Annotated in this window: 16 protein-coding genes and 4 tRNA genes; 14 read left to right on the top strand and 6 right to left on the bottom strand. The window is 37.6% G+C overall.

Annotation, left to right across the window (positions count from 1 at the left end):
* Positions 1–71 precede the first annotated feature (71 nt).
* The 8 genes from CXY28_RS03825 (at position 72) to CXY28_RS03780 (ending at position 6,042) form a co-directional block, all read left to right on the top strand.
* Entirely contained in the window at positions 72–560 is a 489-nt protein-coding gene (locus tag CXY28_RS03825) for a hypothetical protein (protein WP_100979519.1), read from the top strand.
* A gap of 10 nt (positions 561–570) precedes the next feature.
* Positions 571–2,097, top strand: a complete 1,527-nt coding sequence (gene guaA / locus CXY28_RS03820; RefSeq protein ID WP_100977785.1) for a glutamine-hydrolyzing GMP synthase — start codon at positions 571–573, stop codon at positions 2,095–2,097.
* An 83-nt stretch (positions 2,098–2,180) separates the two neighbouring features.
* Entirely contained in the window at positions 2,181–2,933 is a 753-nt protein-coding gene (gene hpaA2, locus CXY28_RS03810) for an HpaA2 protein (protein ID WP_100979518.1), read from the top strand.
* A gap of 183 nt (positions 2,934–3,116) precedes the next feature.
* Positions 3,117–3,194: transfer RNA gene (locus CXY28_RS03805), tRNA-Pro, on the top strand.
* A 67-nt stretch (positions 3,195–3,261) separates the two neighbouring features.
* Positions 3,262–3,338, top strand: a tRNA-His gene (locus tag CXY28_RS03800).
* Positions 3,339–3,398: 60 nt separating this feature from the next.
* Positions 3,399–3,475, top strand: a tRNA-Arg gene (locus tag CXY28_RS03795).
* Between the two features lie 18 nt (positions 3,476–3,493).
* Positions 3,494–3,570 (top strand) — tRNA-Arg (locus CXY28_RS03790).
* Positions 3,571–4,173: 603 nt separating this feature from the next.
* On the top strand, positions 4,174–6,042 hold the full coding sequence (locus CXY28_RS03780; RefSeq protein ID WP_100979517.1) for a mechanosensitive ion channel family protein: 1,869 nt from the start codon (positions 4,174–4,176) through the stop codon (positions 6,040–6,042).
* A 2-nt stretch (positions 6,043–6,044) separates the two neighbouring features.
* On the opposite strand, the gene cfaS is transcribed toward CXY28_RS03780, so the two are convergent.
* Positions 6,045–7,214: a cyclopropane fatty acid synthase gene (gene cfaS / locus CXY28_RS03775; RefSeq protein WP_100979516.1), complete on the bottom strand. Its 1,170-nt coding sequence runs from the start codon at positions 7,212–7,214 to the stop codon at positions 6,045–6,047.
* Positions 7,215–7,382: 168 nt separating this feature from the next.
* Between cfaS and metG the strand changes: the two genes are divergently transcribed.
* The 6 genes from metG to speA are packed head-to-tail and all read left to right on the top strand — an operon-like array spanning position 7,383 to position 14,599.
* Positions 7,383–9,323, top strand: coding sequence for a methionine--tRNA ligase (metG, locus tag CXY28_RS03770; protein WP_100979515.1), 1,941 nt, complete (start codon positions 7,383–7,385; stop codon positions 9,321–9,323).
* On the top strand, positions 9,324–10,331 hold the full coding sequence (locus CXY28_RS03765; RefSeq protein ID WP_100979514.1) for a ferrochelatase: 1,008 nt from the start codon (positions 9,324–9,326) through the stop codon (positions 10,329–10,331).
* Between the two features lie 3 nt (positions 10,332–10,334).
* Positions 10,335–11,120 carry a tRNA 5-methoxyuridine(34)/uridine 5-oxyacetic acid(34) synthase CmoB gene (gene cmoB / locus CXY28_RS03760; RefSeq protein ID WP_024118116.1) on the top strand — a complete coding sequence of 262 codons (786 nt, stop codon included), beginning with the start codon at positions 10,335–10,337 and terminating at the stop codon, positions 11,118–11,120.
* Between the two features lie 14 nt (positions 11,121–11,134).
* Complete coding sequence (locus CXY28_RS03755) at positions 11,135–11,563, top strand: hotdog domain-containing protein (protein WP_001158310.1); 429 nt, start codon at positions 11,135–11,137, stop codon at positions 11,561–11,563.
* A 4-nt stretch (positions 11,564–11,567) separates the two neighbouring features.
* Positions 11,568–12,737: a glycosyltransferase family 4 protein gene (locus CXY28_RS03750; RefSeq protein ID WP_100979513.1), complete on the top strand. Its 1,170-nt coding sequence runs from the start codon at positions 11,568–11,570 to the stop codon at positions 12,735–12,737.
* Between the two features lie 14 nt (positions 12,738–12,751).
* Positions 12,752–14,599, top strand: coding sequence for an arginine decarboxylase (gene speA / locus CXY28_RS03745; RefSeq protein ID WP_100979512.1), 1,848 nt, complete (start codon positions 12,752–12,754; stop codon positions 14,597–14,599).
* Positions 14,600–14,735: 136 nt separating this feature from the next.
* On the opposite strand, the gene CXY28_RS03740 is transcribed toward speA, so the two are convergent.
* The 5 genes from CXY28_RS03740 to CXY28_RS03720 form a co-directional block, all read right to left on the bottom strand.
* Positions 14,736–15,638, bottom strand: coding sequence for a hypothetical protein (locus CXY28_RS03740; protein WP_100979511.1), 903 nt, complete (start codon positions 15,636–15,638; stop codon positions 14,736–14,738).
* Positions 15,639–15,772: 134 nt separating this feature from the next.
* Entirely contained in the window at positions 15,773–17,224 is a 1,452-nt protein-coding gene (locus CXY28_RS03735) for an SEL1-like repeat protein (RefSeq protein WP_100979510.1), read from the bottom strand.
* Between the two features lie 16 nt (positions 17,225–17,240).
* Positions 17,241–19,091, bottom strand: a complete 1,851-nt coding sequence (locus CXY28_RS03730) for a hypothetical protein (protein ID WP_100979509.1) — start codon at positions 19,089–19,091, stop codon at positions 17,241–17,243.
* A 43-nt stretch (positions 19,092–19,134) separates the two neighbouring features.
* Entirely contained in the window at positions 19,135–20,388 is a 1,254-nt protein-coding gene (locus tag CXY28_RS03725; protein ID WP_100979508.1) for a single-stranded-DNA-specific exonuclease RecJ, read from the bottom strand.
* A 41-nt stretch (positions 20,389–20,429) separates the two neighbouring features.
* Positions 20,430–22,175: a DUF262 domain-containing protein gene (locus CXY28_RS03720; RefSeq protein WP_198542603.1), complete on the bottom strand. Its 1,746-nt coding sequence runs from the start codon at positions 22,173–22,175 to the stop codon at positions 20,430–20,432.
* Positions 22,176–22,297: the final 122 nt, after the last annotated feature.

The raw sequence follows: 22,297 nt of genomic DNA, 5'->3' as shown, positions 1-22,297 counted from the left end.
TTTTTATATTATAATACCCAATCAATGCGTTTAATTTCTGTTTTCAATATTGACGCTTATAAGGATAAAAGATGAATATTTTTCAAACGAGTTTGAAATGTTGCGTGGGGTTGGTTTTGTCTATGGGGGTCTTATTAGGGGATTCTAAAGCTTTTAAGGTTAGGGTGGATAAAGGTTTGACTCCGCCCTTTTTGAATGTGCTTTCATTAGCTTTTAAACAAGACATGAAAAAAGAGATCGTTTTTGTTTTCACCAAAAGCAATAAGTTGAGTAAAAAAGTGCTTTGTGATTTTGACGCTTTTTTATTGCCTGAGGATCTGATGAGCGGCATGCCTGAAAAAGCGCTATTCCATAAGGAGTTTTTATTCCAATCTAAAGAAAATAAAACGCTCTATGCGTTTTCGCTGATTGATTCTCAATATTGCTCAAAAGGTGGAAATTACAGATACGAACTAGAAAAATTAGAACGCTGGTTTGTGCAAAAGGCGCCTGAGTTGGCTGAAAGCTATAGGGTGAATTACAAAAATCAATACAATAAAACACAGATCCCACAAAAATAAAGAATGAGCGATGATTTTAGTATTAGATTTTGGGAGCCAATACACACAGCTGATTGCTAGAAGATTGAGAGAGAGCGGGATTTATACAGAAATAGTCCCTTTTTTTGAAAGCATAGAAAACATTCAAAAAAAAGCCCCTAAAGGTTTGATTTTGAGTGGGGGGCCAGCGAGCGTGTATGCTAAAGACGCTTACAAGCCTAATGGGAAAATCTTTGATTTGAATGTGCCGATTTTAGGGATTTGCTACGGCATGCAATATTTGGTGGATTTTTTTGGGGGGGTAGTGGTTGGTGCGAATGAGCAAGAATTTGGTAAGGCTGTTTTAGAAATCACTCAAGATTCTGTGATTTTTGAAAGCGTGAAAATTAAAAGCCTTGTGTGGATGAGCCATATGGATAAAGTCATAGAATTGCCTAAAGGCTTCACTACCCTCGCAAAAAGCTCTAATTCCCCCCATTGCGCGATTGAAAACGGCAGGATTTTTGGCTTGCAATTCCACCCAGAAGTCATTCAAAGCGAGGAAGGGGGTAAGATTTTAGAAAATTTTGCCCTTTTAGTTTGCGGCTGTGAAAAAACTTGGGGCATGCAGCATTTCGCTCAAAGAGAAATCGTGCGGTTGAAAGAAAAAATCGCTAACGCTAAGGTTTTGTGTGCGGTGAGTGGGGGCGTGGATTCTACGGTGGTTGCTACGCTATTATACAGAGCCATTAAGGATAATTTGATCGCTGTTTTTGTGGATCATGGCTTGTTGCGTAAAAATGAAAAAGAAAGGGTGCAAGCGATGTTTAAAGACTTGCAGATCCCTTTAAACACGATAGACGCTAAAGGAATCTTTTTGTCTAAATTAAATGGCGTGAGCGAGCCTGAATTGAAGCGAAAAATCATCGGCGAAACCTTTATTGAAGTGTTTGAAAAAGAAGCTAAGAAGCACCATTTAAAAGGCAAAATTGAGTTTTTAGCCCAAGGCACTTTATACCCTGATGTGATTGAATCCGTGAGCGTTAAAGGGCCTTCAAAAGTGATCAAAACCCACCATAATGTGGGCGGACTGCCTGAATGGATGGACTTTAAACTCATAGAGCCTTTAAGGGAATTGTTTAAAGATGAGGTGCGTTTGTTGGGTAAGGAATTGGGCGTTAGCCAGGATTTTTTAATGCGCCACCCCTTTCCAGGGCCTGGGCTTGCTGTAAGGATTTTAGGCGAAGTCAGCGAGAGTAAGATCAAACGCTTGCAAGAAGCGGATTTTATTTTTATAGAGGAACTAAAAAAAGCCAATTTGTATGACAAGGTTTGGCAAGCTTTTTGCGTGCTGTTGAATGTCAATTCTGTGGGGGTTATGGGGGATAACCGCACTTATGAAAACGCTATTTGTTTAAGAGCGGTAAACGCGAGCGATGGCATGACAGCGAGCTTCTCATTTTTAGAGCATTCTTTTTTAGAAAAGGTTTCTAACCGCATCACTAATGAAGTGAGCGGTATCAATAGGGTGGTGTATGATATTACCTCTAAACCACCAGGAACGATTGAATGGGAATGATTATCTTAAAAATAGCGCTAAAAGTGGGATTTTTTGGGTAAGATTAGGAATTGATTTTAAAGAAAAAGAAAGAAAGGAATTTAATGAAAAAAGGTAGTTTGGCAATCGTTTTAGGATCGTTACTAGTGAGTGGGGCGTTTTATACGGCTCTAGCTGATGGAATGCCTGCAAAGCAACAGCAGCACAATAACATGGGCGAGTCCGTGGATTTGCATTTCCACTATCCTATTAAAGGCAAGCAAGAGCCTAAAAACGGCCATTTAGTTGTCTTAATCGATCCTAAGATAGAGGCTAATAAAGTTATCCCTGAAAATTATCAAAAAGAGTTTGAGAAGTCTTTATTCCTCCAATTGAGTAGTTTTTTAGAGAGAAAAGGCTATAGCGTTTCGCAATTTAAAGATGCTAGCGAAATCCCTCAAGACATCAAAGAAAAAGCGTTGCTCGTTTTACGCATGGACGGGGATGTGGCTATCTTAGAAGATATTGTAGAAGAGAACGATGCGCTTAGCGAAGAAAGAGTGATAGATATGTCTTCAGGGTATTTGAACTTGAATTTTGTTGAGCCAAAAAGTGAAGATATTATCCATAGTTTTGGTATTGATGTTTCAAAGATTAAGGCTGTGATTGAAAGAGTGGAATTGCGACGCACCAATTCTGGAGGTTTTGTCCCCAAAACTTTTGTGCATAGGATTAAAGAAACCGACCATGACCAAGCCATTAGAAAAATCATGAATCAAGCCTATCACAAAGTGATGGTGAATATCACCAAAGAGTTAAGCAAAAAACACATGGAACATTATGAAAAAGTTTCTAGTGAAATGAAAAAACGAAAGTAGTTTTTAAGAAATAAAAAGCTTAAAAATCCTTTAGAGCTGTTTTTAAAAAGTAGCTTTTTAAAAGGGTGGGGGAGTTGGATTAATACCATTTTTGAGTGCCACTTTTGATTTTAGCGGTATTTTTGAAAAATTACGCTCAAAAATCAAAAAATTCAGCTATAATAACGCTTCATGTGAAAATTTCGGGGCGTAGCGCAGTCTGGTTAGCGCACTTGGTTTGGGACCAAGGGGTCGAAGGTTCGAATCCTTTCGCCCCGACCACTTTTTTGCATAATTTATTGTTTTGTTTAAAATTCTTTGGTAGAATGTCGCTTCCTTTCGTTGAATGGTGGGAGTAGCTCAGTCGGTTAGAGCATCAGATTGTGGTCCTGAGGGTCGTGGGTTCAATTCCCATCTTCCACCCCATCTCATTAAATAAGCGTTTTACCAAGTTTTATGTTAGTCATTCCTTTATTTGAATTGTAAGCGTTCGTAGCTCAATTGGATAGAGCACCAGACTTCGGATCTGGGGGTTAGGGGTTCGACTCCCTTCGGGCGCACCACCTAACGCCAAATACCATGCGCTTGTAGCTCAGCTGGATAGAGCAACAGCCTTCTAAGCCGTAGGTCGCAGGTTCGAGTCCTGCCAAGCGCACCACTTTTGACATTCTTTAAAGAGGAGTTATGGATTCTTTAGAGTGGGGATTACTCATTTTCTTAATTCTTGTTTTTCTTATAGGCATAGGATACTACATTTTTATGGTTCTTTCTTCTAAAGATTGATCATCAAAATAGCCCAATCACAAGTGGTAGGGTTGGAAATCTCTAAAACACAGATCTTATACATGAAAACATTAATAAAAGCGGTTATAAAAACATAAAAAGTGAAACATGTAATAAGAATAAAAGACATGCACATTATCCGTGACTTTATCGCACCGAACAAGGAAAGCTTTTTGACTACGACCTGTGCAAAATCCTGCTATAAAAATATCAAATATAAAGCAAGACTTGTTAAAAATTAAGGCTCTGTTTTTAATTGAATTTCAATCATAAAATGTAAAAATACTCAAAGCATCGCATCAAGCGATATAGCGATCTGAAAAGAGGCTCACAATTGGGATAAAGCCCGCTTTTTAGGGATAAATAAAAAGCACTTTCAAATTGCATGGGTAACTTTATGGGGTGGAGTGTTTCTATTTTTGGTATAATCGCTAGAAATTGTGAGAAAGATTTTATCTTGTTTTAGTGGGGTTTTTGCATGCGTTTATTATTGTGGTGGGTATTGGTATTATTGTTTTTAAATCCTTTGAGGGCGGTTGAAGAGCATGAAACAGATGCGGTGGATTTGTTTTTGATTTTCAATCAAATCAACCAGCTCAATCAAGTCATTGAAACTTACAAAAAAAACCCTGAAAGAAGCGCTGAAATCTCTCTGTATAACACCCAAAAGAACGACTTGATTAAAAGTTTGACTTCTAAAGTGTTGAATGAAAGGGATAAAATTGGCATTGATATCAATCAAAATTTAAAAGAGCAAGAGAAAATCAAAAAGCGTTTGTCTAGAAGCATTAAGGGTGATAATTTCTACACTTTCATGAAAGACAGATTGTCTTTAGATATTTTGTTGATAGATGAAATTTTGTATCGTTTTATAGATAAAATTAGGAGCAGTATTGATATTTTTAGCGAACAAAAAGATGTGGAAAGTATCAGCGATTCTTTCCTTTTGCGTTTAGGGCAATTCAAACTCTACACTTTCCCTAAAAATTTAGACAATGTTAAAATGCATGAATTAGAGCAGATGTTTAGCGATTATGAATTGCGTTTGAACACTTATACCGAAGTCTTGCGTTACATTAAAAACCACCCTAAAGAAGTGCTTCCTAAAAACTTGATCATGGAAGTGAATATGGATTTTGTGTTAAACAAAATCAGCAAGGTCTTGCCTTTCACAACCCATAGCTTGCAAGTGAGTAAAATCGTGCTGGCTTTGACGATTTTAGCCTTATTGCTGGGTTTAAGGAAGTTGATCACTTGGCTTTTAGCCCTATTGTTAGATCGTATTTTTGAAATCATGCAGCGCAATAAAAAAATGCATGTCAATGTGCAAAGCAGCATTGTTTCGCCGGTTTCTGTCTTTTTAGCGTTATTTAGTTGCGATGTGGCTTTAGATATTTTCTACTACCCTAACGCATCGCCCCCTAAAGTTTCTATGTGGGTGGGCGCGGTGTATATCATGCTTTTAGCATGGTTAGTGATAGCGCTTTTTAAAGGCTATGGGGAAGCGTTAGTTACGAATATGGCTACCAAAAGCACGCACAATTTTAGAAAAGAAGTGATCAACTTGATTTTAAAAGTCGTGTATTTTTTGATTTTTATTGTCGCGCTTTTAGGGGTTTTGAAACAACTAGGGTTTAACGTTTCAGCCATCATCGCTTCTTTAGGGATTGGGGGGTTAGCGGTGGCTTTGGCGGTTAAAGATGTGTTGGCGAATTTTTTTGCTTCGGTCATTTTATTATTAGACAATTCGTTTTCTCAAGGGGATTGGATCGTGTGCGGTGAAGTGGAGGGCACGGTGGTGGAAATGGGGTTAAGGCGCACCACGATCAGAGCCTTTGACAACGCTCTTTTGTCCGTGCCTAATTCAGAATTAGCCGGAAAACCCATCAGGAATTGGAGTCGTCGTAAAGTGGGAAGGCGTATTAAAATGGAAATAGGTTTAACTTATAGCTCCAGTCAAAGCGCTTTACAGCTTTGCGTGAAAGACATTAAAGAAATGTTAGAAAACCACCCTAAAATCGCTAATGGAGCCGATAGTGCTTTGCAAAATGTGAGCGATTACCGCTACATGTTTAAAAAAGATATTGTTTCTATTGATGATTTTTTAGGGTATAAAAACAATTTGTTTGTCTTTTTAGATCAGTTTGCGGACAGCTCTATTAATATTTTAGTGTATTGCTTTTCTAAAACAGTGGTTTGGGAAGAGTGGCTAGAAGTCAAAGAAGATGTGATGTTAAAAATCATGGGGATTGTAGAAAAGCACCATTTGAGCTTTGCTTTTCCATCACAGAGTTTGTATGTGGAGAGTTTGCCAGAAGTTAGCCTGAAAGAAGGGGCTAAAATCTGAAATTATTGGTAGATGTATTCTTTGGTTAAGGGGAAAGTGTTATCCACGCTGTTGGTTAAAAGCAATTGGAATAAATCCGCGCTCCCCACCCTGAAAGCCGATGCACAAGTCCTTAAATACAGATCCCACATGCGGATAAAGCGTTCGTCATAGCCGAGTCTTTTCACTTGGTCTAGATTGTGGTTGAAATTGTCTCGCCAAATGTCTAAAGTCTTAGCGTAATGGATGCGCAAGCTTTCAGCCATGAGCAAGTGGAAGTCGCATTCGCTCATCACGCTCATCACTTCCCTTAAAGAGGGCAAATAACCACCTGGAAAAATGTATTTATCCACCCATGCGTTAGTCTTTCCTTCAAAACAGCATAAAATGGAGTGGAGCAAAAACATCCCACCCGTTTTTAACACTTCTTTAACTTTCTTGAAATAAAAGGGTAAATTATCCTTACCCACATGCTCAAACATGCCCACGCTCACCACTTTATCAAAGCGGTATAAGCGCCCGTCTAAATCCTGGTAATTCAATAATTTGATCGTTACCCTATCTTCTAAGCCTAGCTCTTGGACTCGTTTGTTAGCCTGTTTGTATTGTTCGCTAGAAATGGTGATCCCCATCACTTCCGCCCCGTATTCTTGCGCGGCTTTTACAGAGAGATAGCCCCAACCACAGCCTATATCCAGCAGTTTTTCGCCAGGCTTTAAATGGAGCTTTTTTAAAGTGTGATCCAGTTTTTGGAGTTGGGCGGCATGGAGGGTGTCATCATCCTTTTTGAAATAAGCGCATGAATAGCTTAAGGTTTCATCCAGCCAGATAGAATAAAAGTCATTCCCTAAATCGTAATGTTTAGAAATGTTGGAGCTTTCTTTGATGGGTTTTTGAACGGCTTTAGCGCTATCATGCTTGTGCAAATGCTCATAATTGGTTTGCAAATACAAAGAGTGCATCACCTCATCCATAGAGCCTTCAATATCAATCACGCCGTCCATATAAGCTTCAGCGATCGTCAAAGACATGTCCTTTTTAATATCGCTAAATTTTAGGGGGCGATGGATTTTAAGGGTGAATTTAGGCGAATGTTCGCCATTCCTATAAACGCTATTGTCCCAAAAAACGACCTGATAATCGCCGTTTTTCCACTGCTTGAACATGCTTTTGAGCAAAAATTTTGAAATCATCTGTCTATTCCTTGAACTCTTTTTCAATTTTTTGAGCGTTAATTATAATGAATTTTAAGCTAAAAACACCCCACAAATAAGCATAAATTCAACCTCTATTCTCTAAATTTTTAAAAGCATGTTAAAATTAAGAGATTTAAACAAATTTAAGGTAACACGATTATAAAGATGCAAAAATCACTGATCACAACCCCCATTTATTATGTGAATGACATCCCTCATATTGGCCATGCTTATACGACTTTGATTGCGGACACTTTAAAGAAGTATTACACGCTTCAAGGCGAAGAAGTCTTTTTTTTAACCGGCACCGATGAGCATGGGCAAAAGATCGAACAAAGCGCGAGGCTTAGGAATCAAAGCCCCAAAGCTTACGCCGATAGCATTAGCGCGATTTTTAAAGACCAATGGGATTTTTTCAATTTAGATTATGATAGTTTTATCCGCACCACAGACAGCGAGCATCAAAAATGCGTGCAAAACGCCTTTGAAATCATGTTTGAAAAAGGGGATATTTATAAAGGTGCTTATAGCGGGTATTATTGCGTGAGCTGTGAGAGTTATTGCGCGATCTCTAAAACGGACAACACGAACGATAAAGTCCTATGCCCTGATTGCTTGAGGGAGACCACGCTTTTAGAAGAAGAGAGTTATTTTTTTAAATTGAGCGCGTATGAAAAGCCTTTATTGGAATTTTATGCTAAAAATCCTGAAGCGATTTTGCCTATTTATCGTAAAAATGAGGTAACTTCTTTTATTGAGCAGGGTTTATTGGATCTCTCTATCACGCGCACGAGCTTTGAATGGGGCATTCCTTTGCCTAAAAAGATGAACGATCCTAAACATGTGGTGTATGTTTGGCTGGACGCTTTATTGAATTATGCGAGCGCGTTAGGGTATTTGAACGGTTTAGACAATAAAATGGCGCATTTTGAACGCGCTAGGCATATTGTGGGTAAGGATATTTTGCGCTTCCATGCTATTTATTGGCCAGCTTTTTTGATGAGTTTGAATTTACCGCTATTCAAACAGCTTTGCGTGCATGGGTGGTGGACGATAGAGGGCGTGAAAATGAGTAAGAGCTTGGGTAATGTTTTAGACGCTCAAAAGCTCGCTATGGAGTATGGGATTGAAGAATTACGCTATTTTTTATTGCGTGAAGTGCCTTTTGGGCAAGATGGGGATTTTTCTAAAAAAGCGTTAGTAGAAAGGATCAATGCGAATTTGAACAACGATTTGGGGAATTTGCTGAATCGTTTGCTAGGCATGGCTAAAAAATATTTCAATTATTCTCTAAAAAGCGCCAAAATCACCGCGTATTATCCTAAAGAGCTAGAAAAAGCGCATCAAATTTTAGATAACGCTAATTCTTTTGTGCCTAAAATGCAATTGCATAAAGCTTTAGAGGAATTGTTTAATGTTTATGATTTTTTAAACAAACTCATCGCTAAAGAAGAGCCGTGGGTCTTGCATAAAAACAACGAATCAGAAAAACTAGAAGCCTTATTGAGCTTGATCGCAAATGCGCTGTTGCAATCAAGCTTTTTACTTTATGCGTTCATGCCAAAGAGCGCGGCTAAATTAGCGAGCGCTTTTCGTGTAGAAATCACGCCCAATAATTACGAACGCTTTTTAAAGGCTAAAAAATTACAAGATATGGTTTTACAAGACACCGAGCCTTTATTTTCCAAAATGGAGAAAGTGGAGAAAGTGGAGGAAACAACCCCAGCCAGAAAAGAAGAAGAAAAAAAGCCAGAAGAAAAAGCCCAATCACAACAAGAAAACTATATCGGCATTGAGGATTTTAAAAAAGTAGAGATTAAAGTAGGGCTTATCAAAGAAGCTCAAAGGATTGAAAAATCCAATAAATTATTGCGCTTAAAAGTGGATTTAGGCGAAAATCGTTTGAGGCAGATTATTTCAGGGATCGCTTTGGATTATGAGCCTGAAAGCTTGGTGGGTCAAATGGTGTGCGTGGTGGCTAATTTAAAACCCGCAAAGCTTATGGGTGAAATGAGTGAGGGCATGATTTTAACGGTGCAAGATAGCGATAATTTGGCTTTAATTAGCCCTACCAGAGAAAAAATTGCAGGAAGTTTGATCAGCTAAATGCGATTAGGGGTGAATGAAGCCGTAGAGTTGAGTTTGGGCGAATTGCAAAACACGCCCTCAATCAGCTATTTTAATTCCATTGTTTTGTCTTTAAACAAAGTCCAAAAAGGCTCTTTATTTGTCGCTAAAGATCACACGCTCATTCCTAAAGCTTTAGAGTTAGGGGCTTATGGGATTTTATACACAGGAGAATATCCTTTAAGCGATAAGGATGTGGCATGGATCAAGCTTAAAGATATAGAGCATTCTTTGAACCATTTGTTTAAATTTTGCTTGTTGAATGAGCACGTGGTCGGGGCGTTATTAAGCCCCATAGAATTAGAGATCGCTTCTAAAATCATCGTGAGCGAATTTGTATGGTGCTTGAAAGAGAGCCTTGAAGATTTGTTCATTATAGAGGGGTGTAAAATAGCCTTTTTTGATAAATTGGAGTGGTTTCATTTGTTTTATAAGCAGGAGCGCTTGAAAGAAGATTTAAAAGAAAGCCGTTTAATGATTCTCAACCAATCGTTTTTTTGCAACGCTTTAGTCTATGAAAAACAAGAATACGAATTCAAAATGCCATGCATCTTTTTAGAGCCTTTAAAAAGGGTCATTCAATTGTGCGAGAAATTACAAATTGCGTTTGATTTGAATCTTTTAAGCAAAAAAGAATACCCTTTAGATCATTGCAAACCCTTTTTTGTGAATAAAAATTTAGAAATAGCCCCTTATGGTGCAACGGCAAGGGTGGTTGTTGCTGAGGCGTCAAAAGAATTGTTTGAAATGATGCTTCAAAAAGCCCTTGAGACTTTATCGTGGGGGAAAATTGTCGTATTTTGTCGTAAAAACAGCGCGGCTTTCTTTGAAAAAAATAACCCTTATTGTTACACCACCCAAAACAACTTAAAAGAGCAATTAAAAAATTTAGCGTTTAATTTCGCTTTTATTTATGGGATTAGCTCTCATCATTTAGAATCCCTTTTAAACCCCCCCCTTTTTAAAAAAACCCCCACGCTATGGTAAGTCATGCTCATTTGTAACGACAATCTCAATCCAAAAACCCTTTTAGAAGAAATCATGGCGTTAAGGCCATGGCGTAAAGGTCCTTTTGAAATTTCTCAAATCAAGATTGATAGCGAATGGGATAGCTCCATTAAATGGGATCTAGTCAAAAACGCCACTCCTTTAAAAGATAAAATCGTGGCTGATGTGGGTTGCAATAACGGCTATTACTTGTTTAAGATGCTAGAATATAAGCCTAAAAGTTTGGTGGGGTTTGATCCGGGCGTTTTAGTCAAAAAACAATTTGAATTTTTAGCCCCCTTTTTTGATAAAGAAAAAAAAATCATTTATGAGTCTTTGGGGGTAGAGGATTTGCGTGAAAAATACCCTAACGCTTTTGATGTCATTTTTTGCTTAGGGGTGCTATACCACAGGAAAAGCCCGCTAGAAGCTTTAAAAGCCTTGTATCATGCTTTGAAAATAAAAGGGGAGCTGGTGCTAGATACGCTTATTATTGATTCGCCCCTAGACATCGCCCTTTGCCCTAAAAAAACTTATGCTAAAATGAAAAATGTTTATTTTATCCCTAGCGTTAGCGCTTTAAAAGGGTGGTGCGAAAGGGTGGGGTTTGAAAATTTTGAGATTCTTAGCGTTTCAAAGACCACGCCTAAAGAACAGCGTAAAACGGATTTTATTTTGGGGCAAAGTTTGGAAGATTTTTTGGATAAAACGGATCACTCTAAAACTTTAGAGGGGTATGACGCTCCTTTAAGGGGGTATTTTAAAATGCTCAAACCAAGCAAGCTTTAATAAAGGATTAAATAGTGCAAGAATCAGTCGTTCGTGTGGATTATGACTCTTTAGAGACTTGTAAGAATTTCAAACCAAGCGTTGGCACTGAATTAATCGTTTTGGAAAAAGATATAGCCCATGCGCGTTTCAAGGGCAATGAAAGCATGGTGTATGAAGAAAATTTTGTGCATGCCGGGTTTGTGCTTATTGCGTGCAATTATGCGGCCTTGTGCGCGTTGAATAAAAGACACAGTGTGGTGGTTTCTAATAACATCAATTTTTACGCCCCCCTAGAATTGAATCAAGAAGCGCTCATTAAAGCGCAAGTCATTCAAGATGGCGTGAAAAAAGCTGAAATAAAAATAGAGGCGTTTGTGTTAGACATTCAGGTTTTAGAGGGAATGATAGAAATCGTGGTGTTTGATAAAAAGCCTTTTAAATTCAATTTTAAAGAAGAGTAGTTAAATGGTTATTGTTTTAGTCGTGGATAGCTTTAAAGACACCAGTAATGGCACTTCTATGACAGCGTTTCGTTTCTTTGAAGCGCTGAAAAAAAGAGGGCATGCGATGAGAGTGGTTGCCCCTCATGTGGATAATTTAGGGAGTGAAGAAGAGGGGTATTACAACCTTAAAGAGCGCTATATCCCCCTAGTTACAGAAATTTCACACAAACAACACATTCTTTTTGCTAAACCGGATAAAAAAATTCTACGAAAGGCTTTTAAGGGAGCGGATATGATCCATACTTATTTGCCTTTTTTGCTAGAAAAAACAGCCGTAAAAATCGCACGAGAAATGCGAGTGCCTTACATTGGCTCTTTCCATTTACAGCCAGAGCATATTTCTTATAACATGAAATTGGGGCAATTTTCTTGGTTTAACATGATGCTTTTTTCGTGGTTTAAATCTTCGCATTACCGCTATATCCACCATATCCATTGCCCGTCAAAATTCATTGTAGAAGAATTAGAAAAATACAACTATGGAGGGAAAAAATACGCTATTTCTAACGGCTTTGATCCCATGTTTAAATGCGAACACCCACAAAAAAGCCTTTTTGACACCACGCCCTTTAAAATCGCTATGGTAGGGCGCTATTCTAGTGAAAAAAATCAAAGCGTTCTCATTAAAGCGATCTCTTTAAGCCGATACAAACAAGACATTGTATTATTACTCAAAGGCAAAGGGCCTGATGAGAAAAAAATCAAACTTCTAGCCCAAAAACTAGGCGTAAAAACGGAGTTTGGGTTTGTCAATTCCAATGAATTGTTAGAGATTTTAAAAACTTGTACCCTTTATGCGCACACAGCCAATGTGGAAAGCGAAGCGATTGCGTGTTTAGAAGCCATTAGCGTGGGGATTGTGCCTGTTATCGCTAATAGCCCTTTAAGCGCGACCAGGCAATTCGCGCTAGATGAACGATCATTATTTGAGTCCAATAACGCTAAAGATTTGAGCGCTAAAATAGACTGGTGGTTAGAAAACAAGCTTGAAAGAGAAAGAATGCAAAACGAATACGCTAAAAGCGCTTTAAACTACACTTTAGAAAATTCAGTCATTCAAATTGAAAAAGTTTATGAAGAAGCGATCAAAGATTTTAAAAACAACCCCCATCTCTTTAAAACCTTATCGTAACAAAAGGATAAAAAATGCAAGAAGTCCATGATTATGGGATTAAATTTTGGAGCAATAACGAATTTAAGATAGAAAAAGGCTTGGTTAAAGTTTGTCATGGCAAAAACCCCTCGCTTTTAGAAATCGTTCAAAGCGTGCGCGATAAGGGCTATAGAGGGCCTTTGTTGGTGCGATTCCCTCATTTGGTGCAAAAACAAATCAAAAGCCTGTTTGATGCGTTTTCTTCAGCGATTAAAGAGTATCAATACAGCGGGGCTTTTAAGGCGGTTTTCCCTTTAAAAGTCAATCAAATGCCCTCGTTTGTTTTCCCTTTAGTGCAGGGGGCTAAGGGTTTGAATTACGGGTTAGAGGCCGGGAGCAAGTCTGAACTCATCATTGCGATGAGTTACACCAACCCCACAGCCCCTATCACCGTGAATGGCTTTAAAGACAAAGAAATGATTGAGCTTGGCTTTATCGCTAAAAGCATGCAGCATGAGATCACTTTAACGATTGAGGGTTTGAATGAGTTAAAAACCATTATCGCCGTGGCTAAACAAAACGATTTTGTAGCATGCCCTAAAATTGGCATTCGCATCCGTTTGCACAGCGCTGGCACTGGCGTTTGGGCAAAGAGTGGGGGGATCAATTCTAAATTTGGTCTTAGCAGCACTGAAGTGTTAGAAGCGATGCGCCTTTTAGAAGAAAACGACTTACTAGAGCATTTCTACATGATACATTTCCACATAGGCTCTCAAATCAGCGATATTTCGCCCTTAAAAAAGGCTTTAAGAGAAGCGGGTAACTTGTATGCAGAATTGCGTAAAATGGGCGCTAAAAATCTTAATAGCGTGAATATTGGAGGGGGGTTAGCCGTAGAATACACCCAGCACAAGCACCACCAAGATAAAAACTACACTTTAGAGGAATTCAGCGCTGATGTGGTGTTTTTATTGAGGGAAATTGTGAAAAATAAGCAAGAAATAGAGCCGGATATTTTCATTGAATCAGGCCGTTATATTTCCGCTAACCATGCCGTTTTAGTGGCCCCGGTGTTAGAATTGTTTTCGCATGAATACAATGAAAAATCCCTAAAAATCAAAGAAAATAATAACCCCCCCTTGATTGATGAAATGCTAGACTTGCTCGCTAATATCAATGAAAAAAACGCCATTGAATACTTGCATGACAGTTTTGATCACACCGAGTCGTTATTCACGCTTTTTGATTTGGGCTATATTGATTTGATTGACAGGAGCAACACTGAAGTTTTAGCCCATTTGATCGTCAAAAAAGCGGTGCAATTGCTTTATGTCAAGGATCATAACGATATTTTACGTATTCAAGAGCAGGTCCAAGAGCGCTATTTATTGAATTGCTCGTTTTTCCAAAGCTTGCCGGATTATTGGGGTTTGAGACAGAATTTCCCGGTCATGCCCTTGAATAAATTAGATGAAAAGCCCACCAGGAGCGCGAGCTTGTGGGATATTACTTGCGATAGCGATGGGGAAATCGCTTTTGATTCCACGAAGCCCTTGTTTTTGCATGATATAGATATAGATGAAGAAGAATACTTTTTAGCGTTCTTTTTAGTGGGAGCGTATCAAGAAGTTTTAGGCATGAAGCACAATTTATTCACGCACCCTACGGAATTTAGCGTGGTTTTTGATGAAAAAGGCGATTATGAAGTGGAAGATATTTGCGAAGCCCAAACGATTTTAGACGTGTTAGACGATTTGGACTATGACACTAAAGAAATTGAGCGCCTTTTAAAACAAAAAATTGAAGACAACAACCAACTGGACATGGAAGAAAAGAAAGAAATCATGGGGCGCTTGTATGTCATGCTGAGCGAAAACGGGTATTTGCGCACGATTTCTTAAAGAGCGCTATAAATGGATTTAAACGGCTTTAATCGCTATAAATCAATTATAACGCTTATGATACAAGAAAACTAAAGAATAAAAAAGAAAAGAGATTAAAAAAGGAGAGCCACCCCACAAGGGGGAGGGGAGGGGTTTATTCTACATCACCCTCCTCTTTATCTAAATTAGCGAGATATTCATCAATTTCACTTATAGTCGCTAAACCGAGATTAGGTTCAATGTCTTTTAATAAATTTTCAGTAAGACCCGCACAGCTTAAACCATACTTATTGATACCGCCATCGCATAAGAGTTGGGCGACAAACAACGCCTCGTTTTTGTTTTTAGGTAAATTTTTCGCCCAAAAACCACTCGGAGAAAAATCGTTAAAATCGTTTTGAAACTCCTCTCTACCCTCCGCATAATACTTGATTACATTACAATACAAGGTAAGAGCGACCCTATCCAAGTTATCAAAACTATCCACATCGCACAATTCCTCATCTCGGTTATCAATCATTTTAACCCACTCCACATCAGTATGCTTATTAAAGCCTTTTGCATTAGCAAGGGCGGTAATAATAAGCGTGGAGATTTGATTACCAATACCCCCAAAGAGCATCGGAGATAATAACACACCGAGCCTACTTTTTCTCTCGGTTAGAGTATATTCCCTAATCATAAGCTCCGACACACTCGCACTCTCATCGTTAGCCTCTTTAAATCCAAAAGCGAGTTTAAACCTATCCTCTTTTTCTTTAGGAGTTGAAGTCCTTTCTTTAACACTCTGTCCGCTCGTAACGATTTTAATCCCTTTCAACAAATCCTCACCGCTTTTTTCAGCGTGATTATTCGCAACTTCACTCAAAGGCACTTCCTTAAACCATTTTAAGAATTTTTCGCTATTGAAAGCGTAAGTGGCTTCGTTGCCTTTTTGGCTCCTTAAGGTTACACGATTAAACCCAATGCTAATGACTTTAGCCTCCACCACTTTGTTATTGATGGTGGCTTTGACTAACGCCCCTACTTTTAATTTATTTTCATTTTGAAAACCCATAAAATACTCCTTGGTAAAAATTTGTTTTAAATTCCGCTATAATCGGTCGTTCAATGTTTTTTAGTGTTTTTTATCTTTTTGGCATGGCTTGTTCCTCCTTGTTGGGGTTTGAATTTTATTTAAAATTTCCATGTCTATTGCCCTTTATATTGCTTGATTTTTTCTAGAACCCTTTTTTCACATGCTTGTAATTTCTTTCTCTCTTTTAATTCGCAAAACGTTCTAATTCCTTGTTGGTAGTAAAATAACGCTTTTTTTAAATCCATTTCAACGCCTTTAGCGTATTCAAAAATCTCGCCTAAAAACTTGTGATACAAAAAGTCAAAACGATTTGCCGCACCCTCTAAATAAGTAATGACTATATCCGTATTTTGACCCAATTTGTGGCACAGGCTAATGATATGCCCTAGTGGGTTAGCAAAACCCTTTTGGTTCGAATAATACCTTTCTAAATACCTTCTCTTGCTTCCAAGTCTCTTAAAATATTGATGCGTGTTATAAAAAGCTAACACTTCTAAATTCAATTCTAAAAATTTCTTTAAATCCCCCTTTTTTCTATAGATTTGCGCGATTTCTAATAAACAAGCATCCCAATAACTACGCAATGTTTTAGGGCTGTATTCTAATTCTTTATAAAAATATTCTAACGCTTTGTCATGATCCAGGATTTTCTTATTCTTCTTATAACTATAGATTCTTCCTAAAGCGTGGTAATAATCAGCCTTTCTTTCGCTATCACTGAGAGAAAGAGCTTCTTTAAGATATTCAATCGCTTTAGGGGTATTTTTAGGAATGATAACTTTACTTTTTATTTTTCTAACATCATAAATTAAGCCATAACGATAGATGCCAATCAAACCATTTAGCCCTTCAATAGAGCCTAAATCTCTAGCCTTATGGTAGTAAAAAAGCATTTTTTTGGCTTTTTTAAGCGCATCGCTGATTGGCTTGTTCTCATAAAAATAAAATGTGTTTTCATAACGATTGGCTAAAGCCACACAGCAAGGTGCATTATTGAGTTCAGCCCCTTTTTGATAGCGCTCTAGGGCGAGTTTGTTAAAATCAGGTTGTTTTTCTTTATCGCATCCATTAGTATCAAGATTTTTTGCTCCATATGATGCCACGGTTTCATAAGTGCGTGCGAGTTTATAATCATCTTTTGGCTCTTTCTCTAAAATTGGTAAAGCTTGTTTGAAACACTCCATGGCCAGTTTGTAATCTTTTAGATCACGAGCATAGATTTCCCCTAACTCTAAAAGGATTTCTGTATCGTGCGACTCTTTTTCAAGCTTATTTTTTAATGTTGTAATTTTTAGTTTAGTGCTTTCTTCATGCTCTTTTGTCTCTTTTTTATCTAAAAAATCTTTTTGTTCTTTGTCTTTAAAAAAGTATTTTTTAGCCTTTCTTAAATCCTTTTTAACGCCTATGCCTTTGCGGTAATGCTCGGCAATTTTTTCGTATTCCTTATTGTAAAAGGACTTCAAAAAGTCTTTCACTTTTCTATGGCTTTCAAAGGGTCTGATTTCGCAAGAATAACCAAAACTAGAATACTTTGGAAAATAAAATTTTTTATACCCTTTTAACATGTTTTACTCCTTTAATTTAATCCAACTTTATTTTTTTAAGATCGTCTTGAAGGCGGTAAGCGCCATTAAAAATACAGCCGGTCAATATTTCTTCAATTTGCGATAATTCCGCATTCTTTAGCGCTTCCCTAGGCGCTTCAATGATCAGTTTAGTTTGCGATAATCGCACCCACTCTAACGCTTCCTCTCTAGATTTAAAACTCCCCAATTCCCCAATATGGTTGAGAAACTGCTCGCTCATGGGTCTATCAATGTCAATCACAAGATTAAAGGTAACATAAAGCGACTGAACGCTCAAAGAATCCCCAACAATAAAGGTAAAATCAAGCGTGTCATCAAGCGTGTTGTGTTGGATATTATCTATTAGCGCGTAGTTAAGCTCTAATTTTTCTACTTGCTTTATCGCTATGACGATGTCTTTAGAAAGAGAAGCGCTGATTTTTTCTAATTGCTTTAACAAATCTTTAGGCGGGATAAAACCACGCTCCATATCAGCGTCTATCACGCTTAAAATCGTTCTTTTATCCACTACCTTATCACGCTTTAAATCGTTAGCGATTTTGTTGATTTGAAGGTTTTGTTTATAACTTTGTTTTGACGCTCTCTTTTTTTCTCGCCATTCAATGACTTCCCTCTCTTCTTGTTCTATGTCTGCAACATCAAAGATTTTAGGAAAACCATAACGATTTTTTTTCGCTCTGATAAAACTTTTAATACTATCTTCAAGATGCTCGCGAAAATCATCAAAACCATCGCTAGATTGCGGCATATAAAGCGCTTCTATTTGAGTTTTAGCCATTTCATTGAACTCCATGCCGTTATGTTTATCAGGGTGTTTTGAGAAGAATGCGCTTAGCTTGTTTTTAAGAGCGTTGAGAGATTGTTCTAATTGATTGGGCGTTGAGAATTTGATGTCTGAGAAGCTGTCTTGTGTTTTGTTAAAGTCCTTACCCGGTGAAGCGTTGATTAATTCTATAGGGCATTTGCTCTCACAATAACAGATCGCTTGTTGGTTAAATATTTGCACTAACACCAATAAATAGTCCCTTAAATTAAATATGATAGTAGGCTCATTAGCGAACACCAAAAAGCTTATTTCTTCATTGGGTAAAAAAGGATCTTGCGGGCTGTCTTTTAAAGAGTTAAGCGTTTGAACAAACCCTATAAAATCACGCTTATTCTCTAAATACGATTGCAACTTTTTCGCTCTTTCTGTATTTTGCTTGGGGGTGTATCGGTATTTAGCGACAAACTCCTTACTAGACATAAAGTCTTTCACGCTCGCCTTAGCGTTATTCTTTAAAAATCTGTCTATAAAATGCTTCCCCAATAAAAAACAAAGCCTCCTATAAAGGTAATTATTGCCTTTAAAGAAGTCCTTAATCAAAATGGGTTTATCCCAATCCACTTTAACAGATTTGTCTTGCCAGTAGATTAAGCGCGTTTTTAACTGAGCCAGTTTGTCAGCGCTAGATTGAATGCAACCGCTTTTAGCCGCCCCTATCAGTAATTTTTGCTCATTATCATTGAAATCTCTGTAAAAAGCGTCTTTAAAGGGTTTAAAGGCTGAGATGATCCCAAAGGGTAGCCCGCTTTTGATTTTCTCACACACCTTTTTAAGATCGCCGCTTCCAATCGCTTCGTTCTTAATAGCAGAAGCTTTCGTGTTAGAAACTTCAATGGCGCTGTTTTTAGTTTTAGAGACTTTCTCGCTCCCAATGATCTCCTTAACGAATCGCTTCGCTCTATTTTGAGCCACTTCACTAGCCACAAAATCCTTTTCAAAATCTTGTAACAAATAGTAGTATCTAGTTGGCTTCCCACTCTCATCATTCAATAACAATAAAAAATCATAATCCAATAACATGTCAAGTCCTTTTTTTAAAATTCATCATTAGCGTTATTTGACTTTATAAGGCTTGTAAGCTTTTGATCACTTTTTTAAAATCCTCTTTTGCAAAGCTCAACCCAAAAGCTTCTTCATGCCCGCCAGCTTGTATTAAAGGAATGGTTTTAATCTGGCTTAAAAAATTCCCACCACCTCTAGCGCTACCGCTATACCCGTCTTTATTGTCTCTATAGATACAAAGGGAGCGATTGGAAGGGTATTTTTTTAAAAAGTTATTAGCCACTAAACCGCTAACACCTACTTTAATAGAGCAGCTTTCATCTAAAAGAGCCACTAATATTTTGTTACAAGAAAAAATTTGAGCGTTTTCTTCGCTTTCTTTCACCATTTTCTTTTTAATGTCGTTGTATCTTTTGAATTCCTTAACATTAAAGACGCTTAAGCGCGGATCGTTTAGGGGATTGAAATGTTTTAAAACCAGATAGTGCAAATAGCTATCATAACAACCCTTAAACTCTCTAGCCCCACTCAAACGGCTTAAAGCGTTGATATAATTGATGCAATTAAAGCCGTATAAGTTAGAAATTCCATCTAAATCGTCTTGGGCTAAAGAAAGCTCTTTATCTTTAAAAAACCATTTAATGCGGTCATGTTTAGGTTGTGCTAAATTCAAAACCATATCCAAATTATCCCCATGATCCAAATCAATGCGATCGCTTAAAAGCGTGATAGCGATCAATTCTTCTTCTAAAGGAGTGGTTTGTATTTGAAAGATTTGACCAAACACTAAAGCGCTTGTGAAAGCCCCACTATAATAGTTAGCGTCTTTTTCATCATTCAGGTTAATGTAGGCGATTTTGTTTTCATCAATCCAATCAACTTCAAAACTCTTATGGTGGTCTGTGATGATGCATTGTTCAAAATGTTCTAATAAGATTTCTTGTAATTCGGTGTTAGCGGCCAAATCCGCCCCCAAGTCAGCGCTAAACAATAAGGGGTCTTTTTGGAATTGGTTTTTAATGCAATCTAGGCGGACTAATTGGTTGGTTTTAGGGTTAAAAATACAAGGTTTAGACAACAAATCATTTATAGCTAAATCGGTGAAACCATAGCCATGTGCATTCCTTAAGGGGCTAAAGAAAAAGAAATCCTTAATACCCAATCTGTAACACATAGACATTAAAACGCTGCCAGCCAACATGCCATCGCAATCGTTATCTGTATAAAAAACAATGGGGCGGTGTTGTTTGGCTTCTTTTAAGAAGTCTTTAAAAATCCTTTTCTTTGACATCTTTAATAGCTCTTTTTTAGGCATTGATTATCCCCTTTGTTGTTTTGATGCTTGATGATCTTTAATCATTCTAGATCAAAATCATCTTCACATTCCTCTTCAAATTCCTTTTTTTGCCCTTCTATGTGTAAAATGGGCGTGATAGTGTTATACAAAGATTTGTATCGCTCTTTTAGGGACTTCTCATTCCACTTTCTATAATTGCTATACAATTCTTTAGTGATGTCATAACAGCTAATCACTTTGCTTGGGTCTTTGCCGCCATAAATTTTTCTTTTTTCATCAAAATCCCCGTTTAAAGCTTGCGCGTTCTTTTTACGCTTTAAAAGGGTTAAATTCGCGATATTATTCACCCACTTTTCTTTTTTTTCTTTGTTAAAATCCGCATTCCATTGACTGCCTTTTTTGGGGCTTTGGGGCAAAACATGCTCCACTTGGGTTTCGGCATCCATAACGATAAAATGGGGTTTCTCTTCATCTGTCATGAAATAATTAGCTAGGGCTAAGACAGGACGCACCCATTTGCTAGGATAAACAGAAGGGCTCTCCCATAAGTTATAAAAGTATTGGTTAAAGGTGTTATAAGAGTCTATGTTATACAATATAAGCTCTTTGATGGTTTCAATGCCCTTATTGCTTTTAACATTTTTGATAATGTTGATACTCGTTTGCTTGATGCGCGTGATCGTGCCTCCTGCAATCCAAGTTTGGTAATAATAAGACACTAAAAGCTCTTTTAAAGCGTCAAAATCAGGGTATTTGACATAAAGGGCTGTCGTTAAAATACTAGCCCAATACCTAGAGGGGAGATACCTCAATAAATAGATGTATCGATCTTGTTTTTTTAGCAATGCGGTATAGGCTTTCATGAACTCGCTAATCTCATAGATGAACCCGCAAGCGTCTTTTTTGCTGTCTTTGAACACCTTTTTTAATCCCTTATCGGCTCTCTTTTTAGAAGCGCTAGGATCAGCGTATTCTAAATACATGTTAAAAAAGTCTTCCAAATCAATATCTATGCCTTCAACGCTCTTGCAAGCTTCAACCAATTTGTCCCAAGTGGTTATAAAATCCTTACGCTTTTCACTATCTTGTTTGATTTCTTGCATCAAACTGGATTTTAAAATATCAATAGGGCTTAAGGGTTGGCCTCTGTCGTTTAACACTTGAAAGATTTGCATCGCGCTGTCTTGCTCAAAACAAATGATCCTAGTCACAACAATGTGTTCATAAAACCACTCGACAAAATCATCCATATCGCTTATGGAACCATTTTCCATGCTCTCATTCAATAGTTCCTTGAAATAATAAGCGTTACGCAAATAAGTGTTTTCGTCAAATTTCTTATTCAACTCGCTCTTTTTAATGTTGTCTTCAAACTCCAAATGGTTTAACACCGTGTTTTCAAAAATTCTATTGTAATTTTGAGCGGTTAAAAACTTCAGACGCTCTTTTTCTTTATCGTATCTGTCATAAATACTCTCTTTAATAAAAGCTTTAGATTTTTGCCCAAGACTATCTTTATAAAGCCTTAAAATCGTGCAAGCCAGAATGATAAAACTCGTTAAGCGCTGTTGGCCATCCACAACATCCCATCTTTTATCTTTTGGATTTTCAGCGATCACAATAGAGCCGCAAAAATACTCGTCTTCTCTGTTGTTGGTATAGCTACCCACCAAATCATCAATCAAAGCCCCTAAATGATCTTTATCCCACACATAAGGGCGTTGGTAATCGGGAACTTGGTAAAAATATTCACTATCCACTAAAATTTGATGGATTTTTTTTAACTCTACTTCTACTTTTGCCATCATTTCTCCTTTGAATTTAACTCTGTAAGCCCCACTGATTTAAAAATGGGGCTTATGGAATCAAATGGTTTGAAAATGCGGTGCGGGTTAATGAAAGGGGGAATAAAAGAGGGAATAATAAA

It is taken from the genome of Helicobacter pylori, from assembly GCF_002832345.1.
In the GTDB taxonomy this organism is placed as follows: domain Bacteria; phylum Campylobacterota; class Campylobacteria; order Campylobacterales; family Helicobacteraceae; genus Helicobacter; species Helicobacter pylori_CP.
Note: the sequence above shows the minus strand (reverse complement) of the source record. Positions and strands in the feature narration are given on the sequence as shown.